This window comes from Bradyrhizobium iriomotense, from assembly GCF_018130765.1.
Taxonomy (GTDB): Bacteria; Pseudomonadota; Alphaproteobacteria; order Rhizobiales; family Xanthobacteraceae; genus Bradyrhizobium; species Bradyrhizobium iriomotense_A.
Genome location: NZ_JAFCJZ010000035.1, coordinates 1 through 16,444, shown reverse-complemented (window position 1 = coordinate 16,444; position 16,444 = coordinate 1). Strand labels below are relative to the sequence as shown.

At 64.9% G+C, this 16,444-nt stretch carries 20 protein-coding genes; 8 read left to right on the top strand and 12 right to left on the bottom strand.

The features are described 5' to 3' along the window. The first annotated feature begins 170 nt into the window (after positions 1-170). The gene (locus JQ635_RS36725) at positions 171-998 is read left to right on the top strand and encodes a metallophosphoesterase family protein (RefSeq protein ID WP_211414642.1); all 828 of its coding nucleotides are present in this window, start codon (positions 171-173) and stop codon (positions 996-998) included. On the opposite strand, the gene JQ635_RS36720 is transcribed toward JQ635_RS36725, so the two are convergent. From JQ635_RS36720 to JQ635_RS36700, 5 genes are all read right to left on the bottom strand, one after another. Beyond that, the gene (locus JQ635_RS36720; protein WP_211414641.1) at positions 937-1,422 is read right to left on the bottom strand and encodes a Crp/Fnr family transcriptional regulator; all 486 of its coding nucleotides are present in this window, start codon (positions 1,420-1,422) and stop codon (positions 937-939) included. The two genes, JQ635_RS36725 and JQ635_RS36720, sit on opposite strands and share 62 nt — an antisense overlap. 73 nt (positions 1,423-1,495) lie before the next feature. Further along, on the bottom strand, positions 1,496-2,038 hold the full coding sequence (locus JQ635_RS36715; protein WP_211414640.1) for a GNAT family N-acetyltransferase: 543 nt from the start codon (positions 2,036-2,038) through the stop codon (positions 1,496-1,498). 121 nt (positions 2,039-2,159) lie between these two features. After that, the gene (locus JQ635_RS36710; protein ID WP_211414639.1) at positions 2,160-2,900 is read right to left on the bottom strand and encodes a di-trans,poly-cis-decaprenylcistransferase; all 741 of its coding nucleotides are present in this window, start codon (positions 2,898-2,900) and stop codon (positions 2,160-2,162) included. Positions 2,901-2,930: 30 nt separating this feature from the next. After that, positions 2,931-3,305: a winged helix-turn-helix domain-containing protein gene (locus tag JQ635_RS36705; RefSeq protein ID WP_027542101.1), complete on the bottom strand. Its 375-nt coding sequence runs from the start codon at positions 3,303-3,305 to the stop codon at positions 2,931-2,933. Then, on the bottom strand, positions 3,292-3,909 hold the full coding sequence (locus JQ635_RS36700; RefSeq protein ID WP_211414638.1) for a hypothetical protein: 618 nt from the start codon (positions 3,907-3,909) through the stop codon (positions 3,292-3,294). The genes JQ635_RS36705 and JQ635_RS36700 overlap by 14 nt, the downstream gene beginning before the upstream one ends. A 200-nt stretch (positions 3,910-4,109) precedes the next feature. On the opposite strand from JQ635_RS36700, the gene JQ635_RS36695 reads away from it, so the two are divergent. Beyond that, positions 4,110-5,351, top strand: a complete 1,242-nt coding sequence (locus JQ635_RS36695) for a S1C family serine protease (protein ID WP_211414637.1) — start codon at positions 4,110-4,112, stop codon at positions 5,349-5,351. A 178-nt stretch (positions 5,352-5,529) separates the two neighbouring features. Here the strand turns inward: JQ635_RS36695 and JQ635_RS36690 are convergent, their stop codons facing one another. The 5 genes from JQ635_RS36690 to JQ635_RS36670 form a co-directional block, all read right to left on the bottom strand. Further along, positions 5,530-6,267, bottom strand: coding sequence for a DUF899 domain-containing protein (locus JQ635_RS36690; RefSeq protein ID WP_211414636.1), 738 nt, complete (start codon positions 6,265-6,267; stop codon positions 5,530-5,532). A 17-nt stretch (positions 6,268-6,284) separates the two neighbouring features. Next, a complete protein-coding gene (locus tag JQ635_RS36685; protein WP_349631901.1) occupies positions 6,285-6,629 on the bottom strand; it encodes an SRPBCC family protein in 345 nt (114 codons plus the stop codon). Then, complete coding sequence (locus tag JQ635_RS36680) at positions 6,629-7,081, bottom strand: ArsR/SmtB family transcription factor (protein WP_246584006.1); 453 nt, start codon at positions 7,079-7,081, stop codon at positions 6,629-6,631. Before JQ635_RS36680 ends, JQ635_RS36685 begins: the two co-directional genes overlap by 1 nt. Before the next feature lie 99 nt (positions 7,082-7,180). Then, positions 7,181-7,459, bottom strand: coding sequence for a DUF3551 domain-containing protein (locus JQ635_RS36675; protein ID WP_211414634.1), 279 nt, complete (start codon positions 7,457-7,459; stop codon positions 7,181-7,183). A gap of 149 nt (positions 7,460-7,608) precedes the next feature. Further along, positions 7,609-8,583: a Bug family tripartite tricarboxylate transporter substrate binding protein gene (locus tag JQ635_RS36670; RefSeq protein WP_211414633.1), complete on the bottom strand. Its 975-nt coding sequence runs from the start codon at positions 8,581-8,583 to the stop codon at positions 7,609-7,611. A 125-nt stretch (positions 8,584-8,708) separates the two neighbouring features. Here JQ635_RS36670 and JQ635_RS36665 point away from each other — a divergent pair, with 125 nt between their 5' ends. Then, the gene (locus JQ635_RS36665; RefSeq protein ID WP_211414632.1) at positions 8,709-9,119 is read left to right on the top strand and encodes a VOC family protein; all 411 of its coding nucleotides are present in this window, start codon (positions 8,709-8,711) and stop codon (positions 9,117-9,119) included. 265 nt (positions 9,120-9,384) lie between these two features. After that, a complete protein-coding gene (locus tag JQ635_RS36660) occupies positions 9,385-10,965 on the top strand; it encodes an AMP-binding protein (protein WP_211414631.1) in 1,581 nt (526 codons plus the stop codon). 128 nt (positions 10,966-11,093) lie between these two features. On the opposite strand, the gene JQ635_RS36655 is transcribed toward JQ635_RS36660, so the two are convergent. Next, on the bottom strand, positions 11,094-12,188 hold the full coding sequence (locus tag JQ635_RS36655) for an HD-GYP domain-containing protein (RefSeq protein WP_211414630.1): 1,095 nt from the start codon (positions 12,186-12,188) through the stop codon (positions 11,094-11,096). A 313-nt stretch (positions 12,189-12,501) separates the two neighbouring features. On the opposite strand from JQ635_RS36655, the gene JQ635_RS36650 reads away from it, so the two are divergent. From JQ635_RS36650 to JQ635_RS36635, 4 genes are all read left to right on the top strand, one after another. Beyond that, positions 12,502-13,266, top strand: a complete 765-nt coding sequence (locus JQ635_RS36650; protein ID WP_211414629.1) for an alpha/beta fold hydrolase — start codon at positions 12,502-12,504, stop codon at positions 13,264-13,266. 20 nt (positions 13,267-13,286) lie between these two features. Beyond that, the gene (locus tag JQ635_RS36645; protein ID WP_211414628.1) at positions 13,287-13,622 is read left to right on the top strand and encodes a hypothetical protein; all 336 of its coding nucleotides are present in this window, start codon (positions 13,287-13,289) and stop codon (positions 13,620-13,622) included. 165 nt (positions 13,623-13,787) lie between these two features. Further along, positions 13,788-14,459 carry a dienelactone hydrolase family protein gene (locus tag JQ635_RS36640; protein ID WP_211414627.1) on the top strand — a complete coding sequence of 224 codons (672 nt, stop codon included), beginning with the start codon at positions 13,788-13,790 and terminating at the stop codon, positions 14,457-14,459. A gap of 205 nt (positions 14,460-14,664) precedes the next feature. After that, positions 14,665-15,144, top strand: a complete 480-nt coding sequence (locus JQ635_RS36635; RefSeq protein WP_211414626.1) for a hypothetical protein — start codon at positions 14,665-14,667, stop codon at positions 15,142-15,144. Positions 15,145-15,349: 205 nt separating this feature from the next. Here the strand turns inward: JQ635_RS36635 and JQ635_RS36630 are convergent, their stop codons facing one another. Further along, complete coding sequence (locus JQ635_RS36630) at positions 15,350-16,084, bottom strand: polysaccharide biosynthesis/export family protein (protein ID WP_211414625.1); 735 nt, start codon at positions 16,082-16,084, stop codon at positions 15,350-15,352. Positions 16,085-16,444: the final 360 nt, after the last annotated feature.

Sequence of the window (16,444 nt, the reverse complement as noted above, 5' to 3'; positions counted from 1 at the left end):
ATTCGGCGATCCGGTCCAGCCCTCGCGTTGCCCCCTTGCACTCTGCAACGCGCCGCAGCATGCTGTCGCTCGTTGGATTGACGTGAAGCGGCGGCCGGGCTGGTCTGCTTCTTGCTTTATGCCGTTTTGGAATTCCCTGACATTTTCGATCTCTCGCCGACGGATTTTCCATGCGCTGCCTGGTCGTGGCCGACCTGCACTACTCGCTGCCGCAGCTCGACTGGCTGGTCAGCGCGGCGCCGCAATTCGACCTCTTGATCTTTGCCGGCGATGCGCTCGACATCGGCTCGATGGTGGATTTTCGCGCGCAGATCGTGGTGGTGAAGAAATACCTCGCGCTGCTCGCGGCAAAGACCCGCGTGATCCTCTGCTCCGGCAATCACGACCTCGACGAGCGCAATGCGGAGGGCGAAAAGATCTCGCGCTGGATCTCGGAGGTGCGTGAGCTTGGCATTGCCTGCGACGGCGACAGCCTCACCGTCGGCGACATCCTGTTCACGGTGTGCCCGTGGTGGGACGGGCCCCAGGTCAAGCAACGCCTCATTGAGCAGTTGCGCGATGCCGCCGCCAGCCGGCCGCAGCGCTGGATCTGGGCGCATCATGCCCCGCCGGCGGATTCACCGACGAGCTGGGGCGGCAAGCGCTTCTTCGGCGATGTCGAGCTGGTGCAGTGGATCATGCAGTACCAGCCCTCCATGGTGATCTCGGGCCATGTGCATCAATCGCCCTTCATCAGCAATGGATCGTGGTTCGACCGGCTGGGCCAGACCTGGGTCTTCAACACCGGCCTGCAGCCTGGCCGTCCCCCGACCTACATCGTGCTGGATCTCGATGCGGACAAGGCGTTCTGGCTGGCGGCCGGCGAAGCGCAATGGATCGACCTTGCCGCGCCGCTGAAGCGGCCTGCTGCACCGATCGCGACGCCGCCCGACTGGCTCACATCCTTGGATCAGATTGCCGATCCGAGCCTGGCGAGACCTCAAGCGGCGGCAGGTTGATCATGCTCTGAAGCACCTCGCCGACCATGGCCAGATGCGTGCCGTGGCCGGCATATTGCCGCTTGAGATCGGCAAGATAGGTGTTGGCAACGTTGAGCCGCTGCGCCAGCATCTTCGCAATCAGCAGCGCGATGCCCGGCTCCTGCTTGAGGAACGTGGCAGCGTCCTCGAACTCATAGATGACGGCATCGGAACAGGCGCGCACCGTCGCCGTATGCGGAACGCCCAACAGCACGGACATCTCACCCAGCACCGCCCCGGGCTCGGTGACGGTGGCGACCACCATATCGCCCTTGAGCACCTCGAGCTTGCCTTGCATCAGCACGTAGAGATGACCGCTGGTGCCACCCTCGGTGACGACGAGCGTGCCGGCTGCAACCTGCCGTTCCGTTCCGCCGGTGCAATGATCCAGGACTGCGCGCATCTTGCGAAAGCTCCCGTCGCTGGGGATACCCTACCCTCCCGATACTAGAGCACGATCCGTGCCACGCGGCAAATCATCGCGGGTGCGAGAGGCGCTTGGCGAGGTGGACCGACTGCCAGTCTCCAAGCCCGGTATCGCTGTATCCCGCCTTCCTCGCGAGGCCCCGCATCTCGGCATTGGTCCGCGCGGTCTCACCGGCGATCATCTCATGGCCGAGATCGATCGCGCGCGTTTCCATCGCATTCATCATCTGAAGGCCAAGGCCCATGCGCTGGAAGGCGTCGGCGACCGAGATGGCAAACTCGCCGTGCCGTGCGGCCGCGTCGTAGGCATAGTGCGTTTCGCCGATGATCCTGTGCCGTCCTTCCTGCCTGAACTCGGCGAGCAAGGTGAAATGATCGGGATGGCCGGCTTTCGCCACGCATTCCGCAGCGACGACCGCGAGGTCGGCGCGCGCGCCCATGAACCGCTTGTTGCGCGACGTCGTGGAGAGACCCGTGAAATACACTGACAGGCTCTCCACGTCGGATGCGCCGGCGGGCCTGATGCAGACCACGCCCTTCGCTTCGGCCAGTTCAACCGGCGGGGCGACGGCCTCCGGAAACAGCTGTGACATGCGTGATGCCCTCGGCAGGTTGCGTGGACCGCACACCTAACCGAGACCGCCTGCCTGCGGCTTGGACATCACTGCCAATCATGCGGCTGAAAACGAACAGCTCGTTTCCCCGTGCCACACGTCACACACGTGAGAGCGAGGGCACCTCTTCGGGCAGGATGGCCTGCAGGCCGCCGAAGCGGCGCTCGCGGTTGTGGAAGGCGGCGAGCGCGTCAGCGAGATCGCTCGCCTCGAACTCGGGCCACATCCGCTCGGTGAAGTGCAGCTCGGCATAGGCGCCTTCCCAGAGCAGGAAGTCCGACAGCCGCTTCTCGCCGGAGGTACGGATGATGAGATCGACGTCGCGCAAACCGGCCTCGCCGGTGACGAGCTGCGAGAACGCTTCGCGGGTGAGACTGGTCAGCGCCGCTGCCTTGGCCGCCGCGTTGAGGATGGCATCGCGCGCGGAGTAGTCGACGGCGATCCGCAGATGCAGCGTGCTGCCGCGGGCGGTCGCCTCTTCGGCGCGCGCGATCGCAATGGCGATGCCGTCGGGCAACCGGTCGCGGCGGCCGATCACGGTGAGACGCACACCGTTCCTGACCAGGCTCTGCACCTCGTTGGCGAGATAGAAGCGCAGCAAGGTCATCAGCGCTGCGACCTCGGCCTTCGGCCGCCGCCAATTGTCGGTGGAGAAGGCATAGAGTGTCAGCGTACCGATGCCCTGCTTGGGCGCGGCCTCGACGATGCGGCGGATGGTCTCGACACCGGCCTCGTGGCCGCGCACGCGCGACAGGCCGCGCCGCGTGGCCCATCTGCCGTTGCCGTCCATGATGATGCCGACATGAAGCTTCTCGTTGCGGGACGTGATTTCACTTTGCATTGCAAAGTCTCCGGTCAAAAAAGGGGAGGATCAGGTCGAGACGATGCCGAGGCGGCCGAGCGGCGGCGCCTCGCGGCCGGCGGCCTTGGCGGCGTCACGCACCAGGCGTTCGAGCACGGCGAGATAGTCGAGGAAGCGGCGGCGGCCGGCCTTGGTCAGGCGGCAGGTGGTGTGCGGACGATTGCCCTCATAGCCCTTGGTCACCTCGACGAGGCCGGCCTCCTGGAGCACGGCGAGATGCCGGCTGAGATTGCCGTCGGTGAGGCCGCAGAGCTGCTTGAGGTCGGCGAACGCCAGACCCTTGGGATGCGCCATCAGCGAGGTCAGCAGCCCGAGCCTCGCCTTCTCGTGGATCACGCGGTCGAGCCCTTCATAGGAAAAGGGCGCGCTGTCAGTCTTCGACATCATGGTCTCCCGACGCGAAATACAGAATGCCCGCCATCACCGACTGACCGATCACGAAGGGCAACCCCATGGTCCATGGCGACAGCGTATGGGTTCGGCTCGCGAGCACCACGACCGCGAAGCCCGACACGAAATACCAGGCGCCGGCGAATGCGACGCTACGCGGCAGCGAGCGGACCGAGGCGAAGATGCCGATCGAGACGAGGATCTGCCACAGGCCCGGCAACAGCCACAGCGTCTCGCTCGCAAATTTCCACATCACCACCGCAAGCAGCACACCGGCAACGCCGGCGGGCAGAAACTGCTCGACCGCCTGATGGATCATGGCATCGGCAAGACCGGAATGATGGCGTCGCGAGCGCGCGCGCATCTCGATCCCGATCATCAAGCCGGACAGCACGGCGGCGATGAGCCAGCCGAGGAAGAAGCCGACCGGCTCGCTGGTTGGATCACCAAGCAGCCAGGCTTGCAGAAACGCGGTCAGCAGCGCGACGGCGCCCGTTGCCGCAATCGTGGCCGGGCCATAGCCGCGAAACGCGGTGCCGGCCGCGATCTGGCTGCGGATCGCCACGATGTCAGCCAGTGCCTTGTCGAGATCGCGCATCGGCAACGCCAGAACCTCGCTCCGCCCGGATCTTCGAGAGCGAACGCCCTCTTACTTTGTATTGCAAAGTATATCGGATCGCAAAGTAATGGCAAGCCCGAAAGTCACCGCAAGCGAATTCGATCTGCACGAACAACTGCCGGTTGCGCAGCGACCGTCCCCGCAGATAAGATGCGCCCAAAAGCGTTCCGGGGGCTGGCATGTGGCTTAAATCGTTGATCGTTGCGTCCGTGTTGCAGGTGGGTGTCGTCGCGGCGCATGCGGCAGGGCCGTTCGGCTCCGTCAATGTCGGCAACTGGATCGGCGGCGCCTTCAGCAATGACGAGACGGGCGCCTTCTCGCATTGCGCGGCGACCGCGCCTTACGCCAACGGGGTTAGTCTCGTCGTCGCGCAGAATGCGGCCGGCTCCTGGCTGCTGAGCTTCGCCAGTCCTGGATTTCGCTTCAACAAGGGCGATACCGCGCCTGTCGATTTCATCTTCGACGGCCAGGAGCAGGCCAGGTTGTTTGCGACCGCCGGCGCCTCCAACATGGTGACGACCATCTTGCCCCTCAACGTCGCTCGCACCTTCCAGAAGGCAAGCCTGATGGTGGTGACGACCAACGGCAGCAAGCCGCTCCAGTTTGTGCTGTCGTCGACGGCGCCCCTGATCGCGGCGCTGGCGAACTGCGTCACGCGGGTGAAGGCAGACGGGCTCAGCAAGGCCGGGGATTTTACCAAGGGCACCGCGAAACCGGCAGCCACGGCGGATAAGCAGGCGTCACCGCCGGCCAGCAAATCCGCGAAGTCCAAGAGCGGCACAGGCTTCGTGGTCAGCGCCAATGGGCACATCGTCACGAACAACCATGTGATCGACGGTTGCAGCGACCTTAAGGGCAATCTCACGGGCGAGGCCGCAATGGTGTTGCGCGTCGTATCGAGCGATGCCAACAACGACCTCGCCCTTTTACAGGCGCCGTCGACAGTGACGTTCAAGGAGTTTGCCCGGATCCGCGACCGCTCAATCCGCTCCGGCGATTCCGTCGTCGCGATCGGCTTTCCCTACCACGGGCTGCTGAGCTCGGACTTCACCGTGACCACCGGCATCGTGAGCTCGCTCAGTGGCATGCGCAACGATTCGCGTTTCCTGCAGATCAGTGCGCCCGTGCAGCCCGGCAATAGCGGAGGCCCGCTGTTCGACACCACCGGGCAGATCGTGGGCGTGGTCACGGGAAAGCTCGACAATCTGCGGATCGCGGTCGCAACCGGCAACATTCCCGAAAACATCAACTTCGCCATCAAGACCGGCGCGCTACGCGACTTCCTCGACAATTCCGTGGTGCCCTATCAGACCGCCGAGCCGAAGAGCGAACTCAAGACCACCGACATCGCCGGCAACGCCCGGCCGTATACGATGCTGATCTCGTGCAACGGCACGGAGCAGGCCGACGCGAAGCGGTGAGGCTGGCGCTGCCCGCGCCTTACCTCTGATGTCGTCCTGGCGAAAGCCAGGACCCATTACCCCAAGAAGGAGTTTGGCGAAGATTGGTCGCTCGGTACGACAACCGAGCGCCATCGATAGATTCCGCGGTATGGGTCCTGGCTTTCGCCAGGACGACATCGAGAAATGAACCGCCCCCTCACCCGTGGCAGCACGCCGCCTTCGCCGCCTGCGGCTCGTACTGGTCGCGGAGGCGGACCCAGTCCATCGGATAGGGCAGGCCGTCCTCGTGACGGCCGAGCGGGGTGAGATCGAGATACTGATAGGCAGCGTTCATCATGTCGAGGCCGCGGGCGAAGCAGGAATAGGTGTGAAAAATCTCGCCGGCCTCGTCGCGATAGAACACGCTGATGCCGGGCAGCTCGGGGCCGTAGATCGGCGTGGTGCCGAAATTGTACATCGGCTTGCCGGTCGCGATCTCGTCCGGCGAGAACGTCACGCCGTAGTCGCGGTTGAATTCGTTGTCACCCGAGGAGACCCAGTCGAAGGTCCAGCCCATCCGCTTCTTGAAGGCCTCGAGCTTTGCGCTGGGCGCCAGCGAGACCGCGGCCATGGACGTGTCGCGCGCGGCCAGGTGCGGCACCATGCGCTCGAAACCGTCGGCCCAGAACGAGCAGCTCTTGCAGGCCGCGTCCCAGTCGGGCGCGAACATCACGTGCTGGACGACGAGCTGCGGGCGGCCCTTGAAGAGATCGGAGAGCGTCACCCTGCCGTTCGGCCCGGTGAAGACGTAGGTCTTGTCGACCTTCACCCACGGAAGCTGGCGGCGCTCGTCGGCAAGCCGTTCGCGGGCCTGTGTCAACTCCTTCTCATGGGCCAGGAGGGCCTTGCGCGCCGCAATCCACTGCTCGCGCGAAACGATCTGATGTTGCTGCATGGCATCCTCCTTGGAATTCAGGTGACGAAGGCATCGAGCTTGTCGAGGAACGAGCTCCAGCCGCGCAGGTGATTGTCGCGCGCGGTCTCATCGGCGAACTGGGCGTGATGGAACACCATCAGGGTGCCCGCGCTGTCCGGCTTGAACGAGATCGTGACCAGCGATTCACGCTCCGGAGTCGAGTACCAGGCCCAGGTGAAAACCAAAAGCTCGTTCGGCACCACCTCGCGATAGGTGCCGCCGGCTTCGAAATATTCGCCATCGTCGCGGGTGAAGCTGAGGCGAAAGCGGCCGCCGGTGCGGACGTCGAGCTCGGCTTGCAGCGTCGCCGGCTTCATGTTCGGCGGCCCGAACCACTGCACTAGCTGCTCGGCTTGCGTCCAGGCGGCGAAGACTTTTTCCGGCCGCGCGCGGAGCCGGCGCGTGAGCGTGAGGCTGGGACGTTCCGCGGATCGTTCGGTGACGTTGACGGCGGTGTTGGCCATGTCTCTTCCTCCACGAAGGCGGCAAGACGGTCGAACTTGTCGGACCAGAACTGGGCGTAGCGATTGAGCCAGTTCATCGCCTGCTCCATCGGCCGCGCGGTGAGCCGGCAGGAGACCGTGCGTCCGGTCTTCTCGCGCACGATCAGGCCTGCATCCGTAAGCACGTCGAGATGCTTCATGATCGCCGGAAGCGAGACCGGAAACGGCGCAGCCAGCTCGCTCACCGACAAGGCGTCCCGCTCGCCGAGGCGCGCGAGCAATGCCCGCCGCGTCGGGTCGGACAGCGCCGCAAAGGTCCGGTCCAGTGCCTCGTCCTGATACTTAACCATGTGGTTTAGTATAAGCGCGCACGAAAATGCGTCAAGCCGGAACCCGCCCGCGCGGGTCCGCACGACTGCGTGATCGGGCTGCGATCGTGCGAAACGCGATCAGTACGGCGCGACAGGCCGCGTGCGCCGGGGCGGGCGAGGCGGCGGCACCTGCTGCTGGCCGTAGGCAAAGCGGGGATTGCGGTCGCAATACAGCAAGCGGCCGGAGACGCTCGCCTGGCACTGCTCAAAGGTGCTGTAGGCGCATTCGCCGGGATAATCATATTCACCGCCCTGGGCGCACCAGGGATAATCGCGTGCCGCCGCCGGCGTGATGGAGACGAAGCCGGCAAGGACCGTCGCGCACAGCGTCAGCAGTGCCAATTGCGTCTTGCGCATGATCCCAACTCCTTTGCTCACGGCGCGAGATACGCGCCATCTATCATCAGGTTTCGCCGCAGCGTTTTATTCCGGATCAACGACACAACGCACGCAAGAAAAAAGCCCTGCCGAACGGCAGGGCTTCCTTCCCAGTCATCACAAGATCGCTACTCGACCTTCAGGCCGGCGAACTCGACCACCTTCTTCCACTTCTCGGTCTCGGCCTTGATCTCCTCGCCGAACGCCTCGGGGGTCTGCACACGCGGCTCGCCGCCGAGCTCGACCAGGCGCTTGGTCATGTCGGGCTCCTTCATCAGCGTGTTGATCTCGCTGTTGAGCTTGGCGATGATTTCCTTCGGCGTGTTCTTCGGCGCACCCATGCCGAACAGCGCGCTGGCCTCATAGCCCTTGACGGTGTCGGCGATCGGCTGCACGTCGGGCAATTGCGGCGAACGTTCCGCAGTGGTGACGCCGATCGCGCGCAGTGAGCCGGAGCGGATGTGCTGGATGATCGAGGGCATGTTGTCGAAGATCACCTGCACCTGGCCGCCGAGCATGTCGGTGATCGCGGGCGCCGCGCCGCGATAGGGCACGTGCTGCATCTTGCAGCCGGTCATGGCCATGAACATCTCGCCGGAGAGATGCACCGAGGTGCCGTTGCCGGACGAGGCCATGTTCACCTTGCCGGGATTGGCCTTCACATATTCGATGAACTCGGCGACGTTCTTGGCCGGCACGTCCTTGTTGACGGTCATCACGTTCGGCACGCGCTGGAACGAGGCGATCGGCGCGATGTCGCGCACGAAGTTGAACTTGAGGTTGCTGTACAGCGAGGCGTTGATGTAGTTGGCCGGATTGACCATTTGCAGCGTGTAGCCGTCGGGCTCGGCGTTGATGACCGATTCGGTCGCGATATTGTTGCCGGCGCCCGGCTTGTTCTCGATCACGAACTGCTGGCCGAACTTTTCCGACAGCCGCTGGCCGATCAGCCGCGCCAGGATGTCGGTGGCGCCACCCGGCGGATAGCCGACCACCCATTTCACCGGACGGGCCGGATAATCGGCAGCGAGGGCCTTCGACAGCGGAGTGGCTGCAAGCGGACTTGCGGCGAGCAGGCCCAGCGCGGTACGGCGAGTGATCATTTCAAGGGTTCTCCCACGTGTTGTTCTTGAAAGCCGGATGTCTTGAAAGTGGCGTCGGCGCGGTTGTAACAAAGCTTGCTGCGGGCGGAAAGTGCGCGGGGCGCATCACGACGAAAGGATAAGGCATGCCGGTCAAGGTCGAAGCCCTGGATCATCTCGTGATCAACGTCGCCGATGTCGCGGTGACCGCCGAGTGGTACCGCAGGATTCTCGGCATGGAAGTCAAGGTGTTCGACCCCGGCGGCGGCAAAGCGCCGCGGACTTCCCTTCAGTTCGGTAACCAGAAGATCAACGTCCGGCCGCGCGATGCCGACAAGGTGGAGTGGTTCACCGCCGACCACCAGACCGCCGGCAGCGAGGACCTCTGCTTTCTCACCTCCGCCGCGCCTGACGAGGTGGTGGCGCATTTGCAGGCACATGGCGTCGCCATCGAGGAAGGCCCGGGCCCCAGGCAGGGCGCCCGCGGCACGCTACGCTCGGTCTATTGCCGGGATCCCGATGGCAGCCTGATCGAGATTTCGTCGTACGAAAACTAGATTCGTCATTCCGGGGCGATGCGCAGCATCGAACTATGGTGCGCAGTTGCGCACCTGAGAACCTCGAGATTCCCCGGTGCGCAATTGCGCACCTGAGGTCTGGTCCTTCGGACCATCCCGGAATGACGAAGGAGAGAACGAGCGCGCGGCCACTGCGTAGCGCACTGCCATCGCCCCGATTTGCGCCCCGCGCCGTCCGATGGCAGGAAGACGCAATAATCAAAAGGCAGCCGCCAGCAAGATGCAGGCTGCACGGGAGGTCGCCATGCCTGTTCAACACGCCACAGCCGGAATCGTGGGTCCGTTCGACGGGCTCGACGTGCCCTGGCTCTTGAGGATGCGCGCCGAGGTCCGGCGTGATCATCCGTTCCTGATCTGGGCGCCGTTCGATGCGCCGGCGCGGCGCTGGAGCTATGGCGAGTTTCACGAGCGGGTCGGCGCGCTCGCGGCGGGGCTCGCCAGACGCGGCATCAGGCCGGGCGAATATGTGCTCATTCATCTCGACAATTGCATCGAGGCGATGCTGGCCTGGTTTGCCTGCGTCGAGCTGGGGGCCATCGCCGTCACGACCAACACGCGCTCGGCGCCGGCCGAGATCGCGTATTTCGCCGATCATTGCGGCGCAGTCGCCGCGATCACGCAGCCGGCCTATGCCGAGGTCGTCGCCCAGAACTGCCGCAACATTCGCTGGATGGCGGTAACGTCGCATGACGCGGGCGCGGCGCCCGCGCAAGCGGTCTCGCGCGGCGACAGCTTTGAATCCCTGTTCGCTGACAGCGCCGACCGTCCCAGGCGCGCGACCGATCCGCTGGCGCCGTGCAGCGTGCAGTACACCTCGGGCACGACGTCGCGGCCGAAGGCGGTGCTGTGGACCCACGCCAACGCGCTGTGGGGCGCCAAGATCAACGCCGCGCATGAGGACCTCCATGCGAGCGACGTGCACCAGGCCTATTTGCCGCTGTTCCACACCAATGCGCTGGCCTACTCGATGCTGGCGACGTTGTGGGTCGGCGGCTCTTGCGTCATCCAACCGCGCTTCTCCGCAAGCCGGTTCTGGGGCGTCGCGCGCGAGCACGGCTCGACCTGGACCTCGACCATCCCGTTCTGCATGAAGGCGCTGCTCGAGCAGGAGATCCCGAAAGACCATAAATTCCGCCTGTGGGGCACGGCGATCAACGAACCGCCGGCCTTCGCGGCGTTCGGCGTCAAGATGATCGGCTGGTGGGGCATGACCGAGACCATCACCCACGGCATCGTCGGCGAGGTCGACCAGCCCAACATCCCCATGTCGATCGGCCGCGCCGCGCCAGAGTACCAGATCCGCATCACCGACGATGAGGGACGACCGACCGAGGTCGGCGACACCGGCAATCTATCGATCAAGGGCTTTCCCGGCCTGTCGCTGTTTGCCGAATATCTGCACAACGAGGCGGCGACCCGCGAAAGCTTTGACGAGCACGGCTTCTTCCTCACCGGTGACCGCGTCGAGCGGCTGGAAAACGGCTTCATCAGGTTCGGCGACCGCGCCAAGGACATGTTGAAGGTCGGCGGCGAGAACGTCGCGGCCTCCGAGATCGAGCAGGTGATCGCGCTCGTCCCGGGCGTGCGCGAGGCGGCCGTGGTGGCGAAGAAGCATCCGATGCTGGACGAGGTGCCCGTCGTGTTCATCATCCCGCATGGCGGCGTCGCGGCTGCGCCGCTCGATTTCCATGACCGCGTGATGGAAGCCTGCCGCAAGGGCCTCGCCGACTTCAAGCTGCCGCGCGAGATCAGGCTGGTCGACGACATGCCGCGCTCGACGCTGGAGAAGGTGGCGAAGGCGGAGCTCAGGAAGATGGTGGGGTGATCTTGTAGGGTGGGTTAGCCGAAGGCGTAACCCACCTCTTTGATATCCGCGGCGGCAGAAGTGGTGGGTTACGCTAGCGGACCGCGCTTCGCGCGACCGCGAGCTAACCCACCCTACGGCATCTCGCCTTAAAACGACCCCAGCGCCACCGGGCGGAACGCCTGCAGCAGCTGCTGGTCGAGCTTGCCGCCCATGCCTTCCATCATGGTGAAAGCGCGGGAGTGGGTGAAGGGCATGCGGTAGGCGCGCTTCTCCACGAGAGCTGCGTAGATGTCGACGATCGTCGTCAGGCGCACGATGTCGCTGATCTGGTTCGACGACAGACCGTTCGGATAGCCGGAGCCGTCGAGGAATTCATGGTGATGCAGCACGACATCCAGCATCTCCGGCGGGAAGCCGCCTTGAGCGGCAAGCGCGTCGTAGCCGCGGCGCGGATGCTGGCGAACCTCGGCCATCTCCTCGTCGGTGAGCTTGCCGGGCTTGTCGAGCAGCGCAGAGGGAACGAAGGCCTTGCCGACATCGTGCAGCAGCGCGGCGCGGGTCAGCCGGCGCTGATCGTCCTCGCGCATGCCGAGATGCTGCGCGAAGGAAACTGCAAAGCCGGTGACGAACAGGCAGTGCCGGTAGCTGCCGACGTGGTGGCAGCCGACCGTGGTGAGCCATTCACGCAGTGAGGAATGCTTGATCGCCTTCAGGATCTTGCTCTCGGCGGCGATGACGTCGTCGAAGGTCAGGGGCACGCCGAGCGGCAGCTTCTCGAACATCTTCTTCAGCACCGCATGCGCCGCCTCGACGCCGCGGTTGAGCGTCTTGCCGCGATCGGTCGCGTCATAGGTGGCGGTGTCGGGGAAGGCGGCGCGGATGCGCTGAAGGATCGCGTCGGCCTGCAGCGGCCGCGAGATCGTGTCGGTCGCTCCAAGCGCCCACGCCTGCATGGTGCCGTGATGCAGGGCGTCCGCAAGCACGAACAGCCGCGGCATGGAGCGATAGGCATCGCCGCGCAGCTTGTTGCGCACCCGCTGCACGCTCTCGGGCGAGCGCAGGTTGATATCGACGACGAGACCGGAGAGATCGCGCGAGGGCTGCTCGGGGATGTCCTGGGTGGTCACCGTCGAGACCTCGCCGACCGCCTTCAGGATGCTGGCGAGCTCGGTGCTTTCGTCGCTCCGGTCGGAGGCGAGCAGAAGCCGGCGTTTGGCGGCGGTTTTGGCTGGCGCGTTCATGGCTTCCCCAAAGGCACGGGACGGGATTTGGCGTCAGCCTAAGCCGGATCAGGTTCTCCGGCCCTTAAGAGGCGTGCTCAATGGAACCCTTCGGAATTGGGCGCAATTCTACGGAATTCGGGTTCCGGGAGCGGAACAACAAAACAGCGAAAACAACCCCATGCACAGTAGAACGACCATTGAAAATGCTGGACTTTTTTTGAGCGCCGGAGGGGAGGCTCTTGAGACACATCGGGTTCATGCGCAAGGGCGGTGTCGCGCGACCGAAATCATCCCGGCTAGAATGAACGCGAAACAAGAAGGGGCGGAAACCATGCCAGGGATCAATCGGGACGGCGTCGGCATCTACTACGAAGTCCATGGCGAGGGTCCGCCGCTGCTGCTGACCCACGGCTACTCCTCGACCTCGGCGATGTGGCACGGCCAAGTCGATGCGCTCGCGAGGGATCACAAGCTCATCCTGTGGGACATGCGCGGCCACGGCCAGTCCGATTATCCCGATGATCCCAAAGCCTACAGCGAAGCGCTCACGGTCGGCGACATGGCGGCGATCCTCGATGCCGTCGGCGCGGAGCGCGCCATCATCGGCGGTCTCTCGCTCGGCGGCTACATGTCGCTCGCCTTCTATCGCGCTTATCCGGAACGCGCCCGCGCGCTCCTGATCATCGACACCGGCCCCGGCTTCCGGAAGGACGACGCGCGCGAGGCCTGGAACGCGCGTGCGCTCGCGACCGCCGACAGGCTCGACCGCGAAGGCCTCGACGTGCTGAAGCAGGCGACGCGCGAGCGCGCCACCGCCAACCATCGGAACGCCAAGGGGCTGGCCCTCGCCGCACGCGGCATGATGACCCAGCGCGATGCGCGCGTGATCGAACTGCTGCCTGATATCAAGGTGCCCAGCCTGATCGTGGTCGGCGCCGACGACACGCCGTTCCTTGCCGCCTCCGACTACATGGCGGCCAAGATCCCAGGCGCGCAAAAGGTCGTGATCCCCGCCGCCGGACACGCCGTCAACATCGATCAGCCCCACGCTTTTGTTGACGCGGTCGCGCCTTTCCTGAAGAACTTGCCGGGATAGGCCGAACAGGGACGTAAGCAATGAAGCGAGCGATGGTGGTTGCGGGCGCCGTGTTGCTGTCGATGTCTGCGCAGGCCGAGCCGTTCGGCACCGCGGCGCCGCGCCAACCCTTCGTCACGACCTTGTCGAACAACACGCCGCTCGCGTACGGCATGGATGCCGAGCAGACCGCGCGCGCCCTGGGGCAGCCGCTGCAATATGTGCGGGGGCGCCCCGGCAACGAGATCTATCTCGCGCTGCGCAATCTCGGCGGCAGCGGGCTGATCCCCTACCGCCATCGCCTGTTCCTGCAATTCCGCCACGGACGGCTGGCGGGATGGAAGGAGGATTACGGCGAGAACTGGATGTGGGAGTGACGTGTATCTCCTCATGGTGAGGAGCGGCGAAGCCGCGTCTCGAATCATGCAGGTCCCGCTGCTGCATCTCGGCCTTGCATCCTTCGAGACGCGCGCGAGGGCGCGCTCCTCAGGATGAGGGGAGAGAGCTGAACTTCGGATCGACAACCAAGAAGGACAACCCGCGTGGGACAGGACATCAAACTGACCGCTTCCGATAATTTCCAGCTCGGCGCCTATCGCGCCGATCCCGCCGGCGCGCCGAAAGGCGCGGTGGTGGTGATCCAGGAAATCTTTGGCGTCAACCATCACATCCGCTCGGTCTGCGATCGCCTCGCCAAAGAGGGCTATGTGGCGATCGCGCCGTCGATCTTCGACCGGACCACGCCGAATTTCCAGACGGGCTATACGCCTGACGAGATCGCAGAGGCGCGAAAATTCGTCGCCAATCCGGATTGGGCCGCGATGCTGCGCGACACCCAAGCCGCGATCGATGCGGTCAAAAGCGTCGGCCCGGTCGGCGTCATCGGCTTCTGTCTCGGCGGCAGCATCGCCTTCGTCGCGGCGACGCGGCTGTCGGGGCTGAAGGCCGCGGTCGGCTATTACGGCGGCGCGGTCGTGCGCTTCGCCGACGAGACACCGAAGGTTCCGACGCAGCTGCATTTCGGTGAGAAGGATGCCGGCATTCCGCTGACCGATGTCGAGACCGTCAAGGCCAAGCGGCCGGACGTCGAAGTTTTCATCTATCCCGGCGCGCAGCACGGTTTCCATTGCGACGAGCGGCCGAGCTACGACAAGGCCAGCTCCGACATCGCCTGGCCGCGCAGCATGGAATTTTTCGCGAAGCATTTGAAGTGACGCGCACAGTTCTCTCCTCCGTCATTCCGGGATGCGCCGTAAGGCGCAGGCCCGGAATCCATACTCCCGATCGTGGTTATGGATTCCGGGCTCGCGCTGCGCGCGCCCCGGAATGACGAGAGGAGAAAGCAGGAATCGGGTGGCTGCGTCATGGCGGCCGGCGATAGAGCTGGCCGGTCACGCCAACTCACGCCGGGAGATTGCCATGCAGCAGGCCAATACGAACCTCGTCATCCGCAATCCGTTCGGAACCTTGGACGTCCGGGCGCCTAACGATTCCGAGGTGATGGACTATGCCGCCTCCACCGCGCTTGCCGGCGATGCCGCCGACGTCAACGCGGCGCAATGGGCATGCATTGCCGCATCATCCGATCCGCTCGAGGGCATCTGGGCGAGCCGCTGGAACGGCGGTGCCGACCCGACCATTGCGGGTGATACGCCGGACAAGTGGAAAGAGGGACGCGCCGAAGTGCGGATTGCGGGCGAACGCATCTATCTGCGCTTTGACTGGGACGATGGCCGCCGGCACGGGCTGATCGATGCCGCGCGCGAGGGTACGCGGCTGGTCGGCAAGTACATCAACCTGACCAATCCAGCGATCATGCGGCCGTGGGTCGGGCGCGTGGTCGATGCGGCGCGCATTGATGGATGTTTTCCGAACGGGCGGTTGGATTTTCGGAGGTGAGTGCGGACGTAGCGTTCCGCCACTCTCACCTCTCGTCATTCCGGGACGCGACGAAGTCGCGGGCTATGGTGCGCAATTGCGCACCATAGAATCCATCGGGCGTCAGAGTTGGTGGTGCGATGGATTCTTAGGTGCGCAATTGCGCACCATAGCTCGCGCTTGCGCGCGCCCCGGAATGACGAAGGGAGAGAGTTGCGCTCTGGTCTTAAAACCAGCGCTCGCCGACGAACACGGTGTCGCCGGGCGCCAAGGGCGTGCCGAGCGGCACAACGGCCCGCATGGCGCCGCCGGCTTCGGTGTGCGTCACGGTGACGACGTCGCGCTTGGCGCGCGGCGAGAAGCCGCCGGCAATCGCGACGGCGCTTTCGACCGTCATGTTCGGGACATAGGGATACTGGCCGGGCGCGGAGACTTCGCCGAGGATGAAGAACGGGCGATAGGTGTCGATCTCGACGGCGACCGAGGGTTCGCGGATGTAGCCGTTGCGCAGGCGCGCGCCGATCTCGCCGGCGAGCCCTGCGGTGGTGCGGCCACGCGCGGGCACGGCGCCGATCAGCGGCATGGTGATGGAGCCGCCGGCATCGATCGCGTAGCTGTTGGTGAGACCTTCCTGGCCGTAAACCACGACGCGGAGCTTGTCGCCGGCGTCGAGATGGTAGGAGGCGTCGTAGCGCACCGGCCCCGCCATCGGCGCGGCGTAGCCGACCGGCATGGGCGCAGGCGCGGAGGCAAAGGAATTGCGCAGCGCGCCAATGGCGCCGCCACCGTCGGCGACGACAACAGGCTGCGGCGCGCTGTAGGGCTGGCCATAGGCCATCGCGTCGAGATCGGGCCGGGGCTGCACCATCGCGACGGGGCCGGCAGTCTGCATGCAGCCGCCCAGGGTCAGCGCGGCGGACGCTGCCAAGATCGACCATCGAAACGCGCGTGCAACCGGCACCGGACCTGTCCCTCGAAACGAGATGGCTCCAGTGATGCACTGGTTATGGTTAATAAAGCGTTGAGCGGGGCGATGAGGTGCGATCGTGCCTGCTACGCAGACGGTGCGCTCCCTCTCCCGCTTGGGGGAGAGGGTTGGGGAGAGGGTGTCTCCACACAGAGACTCCCCAAGAGGAGAGAGCCCTCTCCCGCATTGCATCTCACGATGCAATGCGACCTCCCCCGCTTGCGGGTAGGGCTATCGCATATGGGCAAGGACGGTGAGGAGGAAGTCGTTATTCCACCTCGCCTGGAGCATTTTGTGGCTGATGCGGGCCGGACCAGGCGTGGCTTGCAGGGCATTGATGGCCAGCTTGCGGAT

What these genes read in the sequence shown, in the direction of transcription:
- JQ635_RS36670 (WP_211414633.1), bottom strand. Translation starts at nt 8,583, where the DNA reads ATGATCACTCGCCGTACCGCGCTGGGCCTGCTCGCCGCAAGTCCGCTT.
- JQ635_RS36655 (WP_211414630.1), bottom strand. Translation starts at nt 12,188, where the DNA reads ATGAACGCGCCAGCCAAAACCGCCGCCAAACGCCGGCTTCTGCTCGCC.
- JQ635_RS36650 (WP_211414629.1), top strand. Translation starts at nt 12,502, where the DNA reads ATGCCAGGGATCAATCGGGACGGCGTCGGCATCTACTACGAAGTCCAT.
- JQ635_RS36715 (WP_211414640.1), bottom strand. Translation starts at nt 2,038, where the DNA reads ATGTCACAGCTGTTTCCGGAGGCCGTCGCCCCGCCGGTTGAACTGGCC.
- JQ635_RS36690 (WP_211414636.1), bottom strand. Translation starts at nt 6,267, where the DNA reads ATGCAGCAACATCAGATCGTTTCGCGCGAGCAGTGGATTGCGGCGCGC.
- JQ635_RS36705 (WP_027542101.1), bottom strand. Translation starts at nt 3,305, where the DNA reads ATGTCGAAGACTGACAGCGCGCCCTTTTCCTATGAAGGGCTCGACCGC.
- JQ635_RS36635 (WP_211414626.1), top strand. Translation starts at nt 14,665, where the DNA reads ATGCAGCAGGCCAATACGAACCTCGTCATCCGCAATCCGTTCGGAACC.
- JQ635_RS36675 (WP_211414634.1), bottom strand. Translation starts at nt 7,459, where the DNA reads ATGCGCAAGACGCAATTGGCACTGCTGACGCTGTGCGCGACGGTCCTT.
- JQ635_RS36665 (WP_211414632.1), top strand. Translation starts at nt 8,709, where the DNA reads ATGCCGGTCAAGGTCGAAGCCCTGGATCATCTCGTGATCAACGTCGCC.
- JQ635_RS36725 (WP_211414642.1), top strand. Translation starts at nt 171, where the DNA reads ATGCGCTGCCTGGTCGTGGCCGACCTGCACTACTCGCTGCCGCAGCTC.
- JQ635_RS36710 (WP_211414639.1), bottom strand. Translation starts at nt 2,900, where the DNA reads ATGCAAAGTGAAATCACGTCCCGCAACGAGAAGCTTCATGTCGGCATC.
- JQ635_RS36700 (WP_211414638.1), bottom strand. Translation starts at nt 3,909, where the DNA reads ATGCGCGATCTCGACAAGGCACTGGCTGACATCGTGGCGATCCGCAGC.
- JQ635_RS36720 (WP_211414641.1), bottom strand. Translation starts at nt 1,422, where the DNA reads ATGCGCGCAGTCCTGGATCATTGCACCGGCGGAACGGAACGGCAGGTT.
- JQ635_RS36680 (WP_246584006.1), bottom strand. Translation starts at nt 7,081, where the DNA reads ATGGTTAAGTATCAGGACGAGGCACTGGACCGGACCTTTGCGGCGCTG.
- JQ635_RS36660 (WP_211414631.1), top strand. Translation starts at nt 9,385, where the DNA reads ATGCCTGTTCAACACGCCACAGCCGGAATCGTGGGTCCGTTCGACGGG.
- JQ635_RS36695 (WP_211414637.1), top strand. Translation starts at nt 4,110, where the DNA reads ATGTGGCTTAAATCGTTGATCGTTGCGTCCGTGTTGCAGGTGGGTGTC.
- JQ635_RS36645 (WP_211414628.1), top strand. Translation starts at nt 13,287, where the DNA reads ATGAAGCGAGCGATGGTGGTTGCGGGCGCCGTGTTGCTGTCGATGTCT.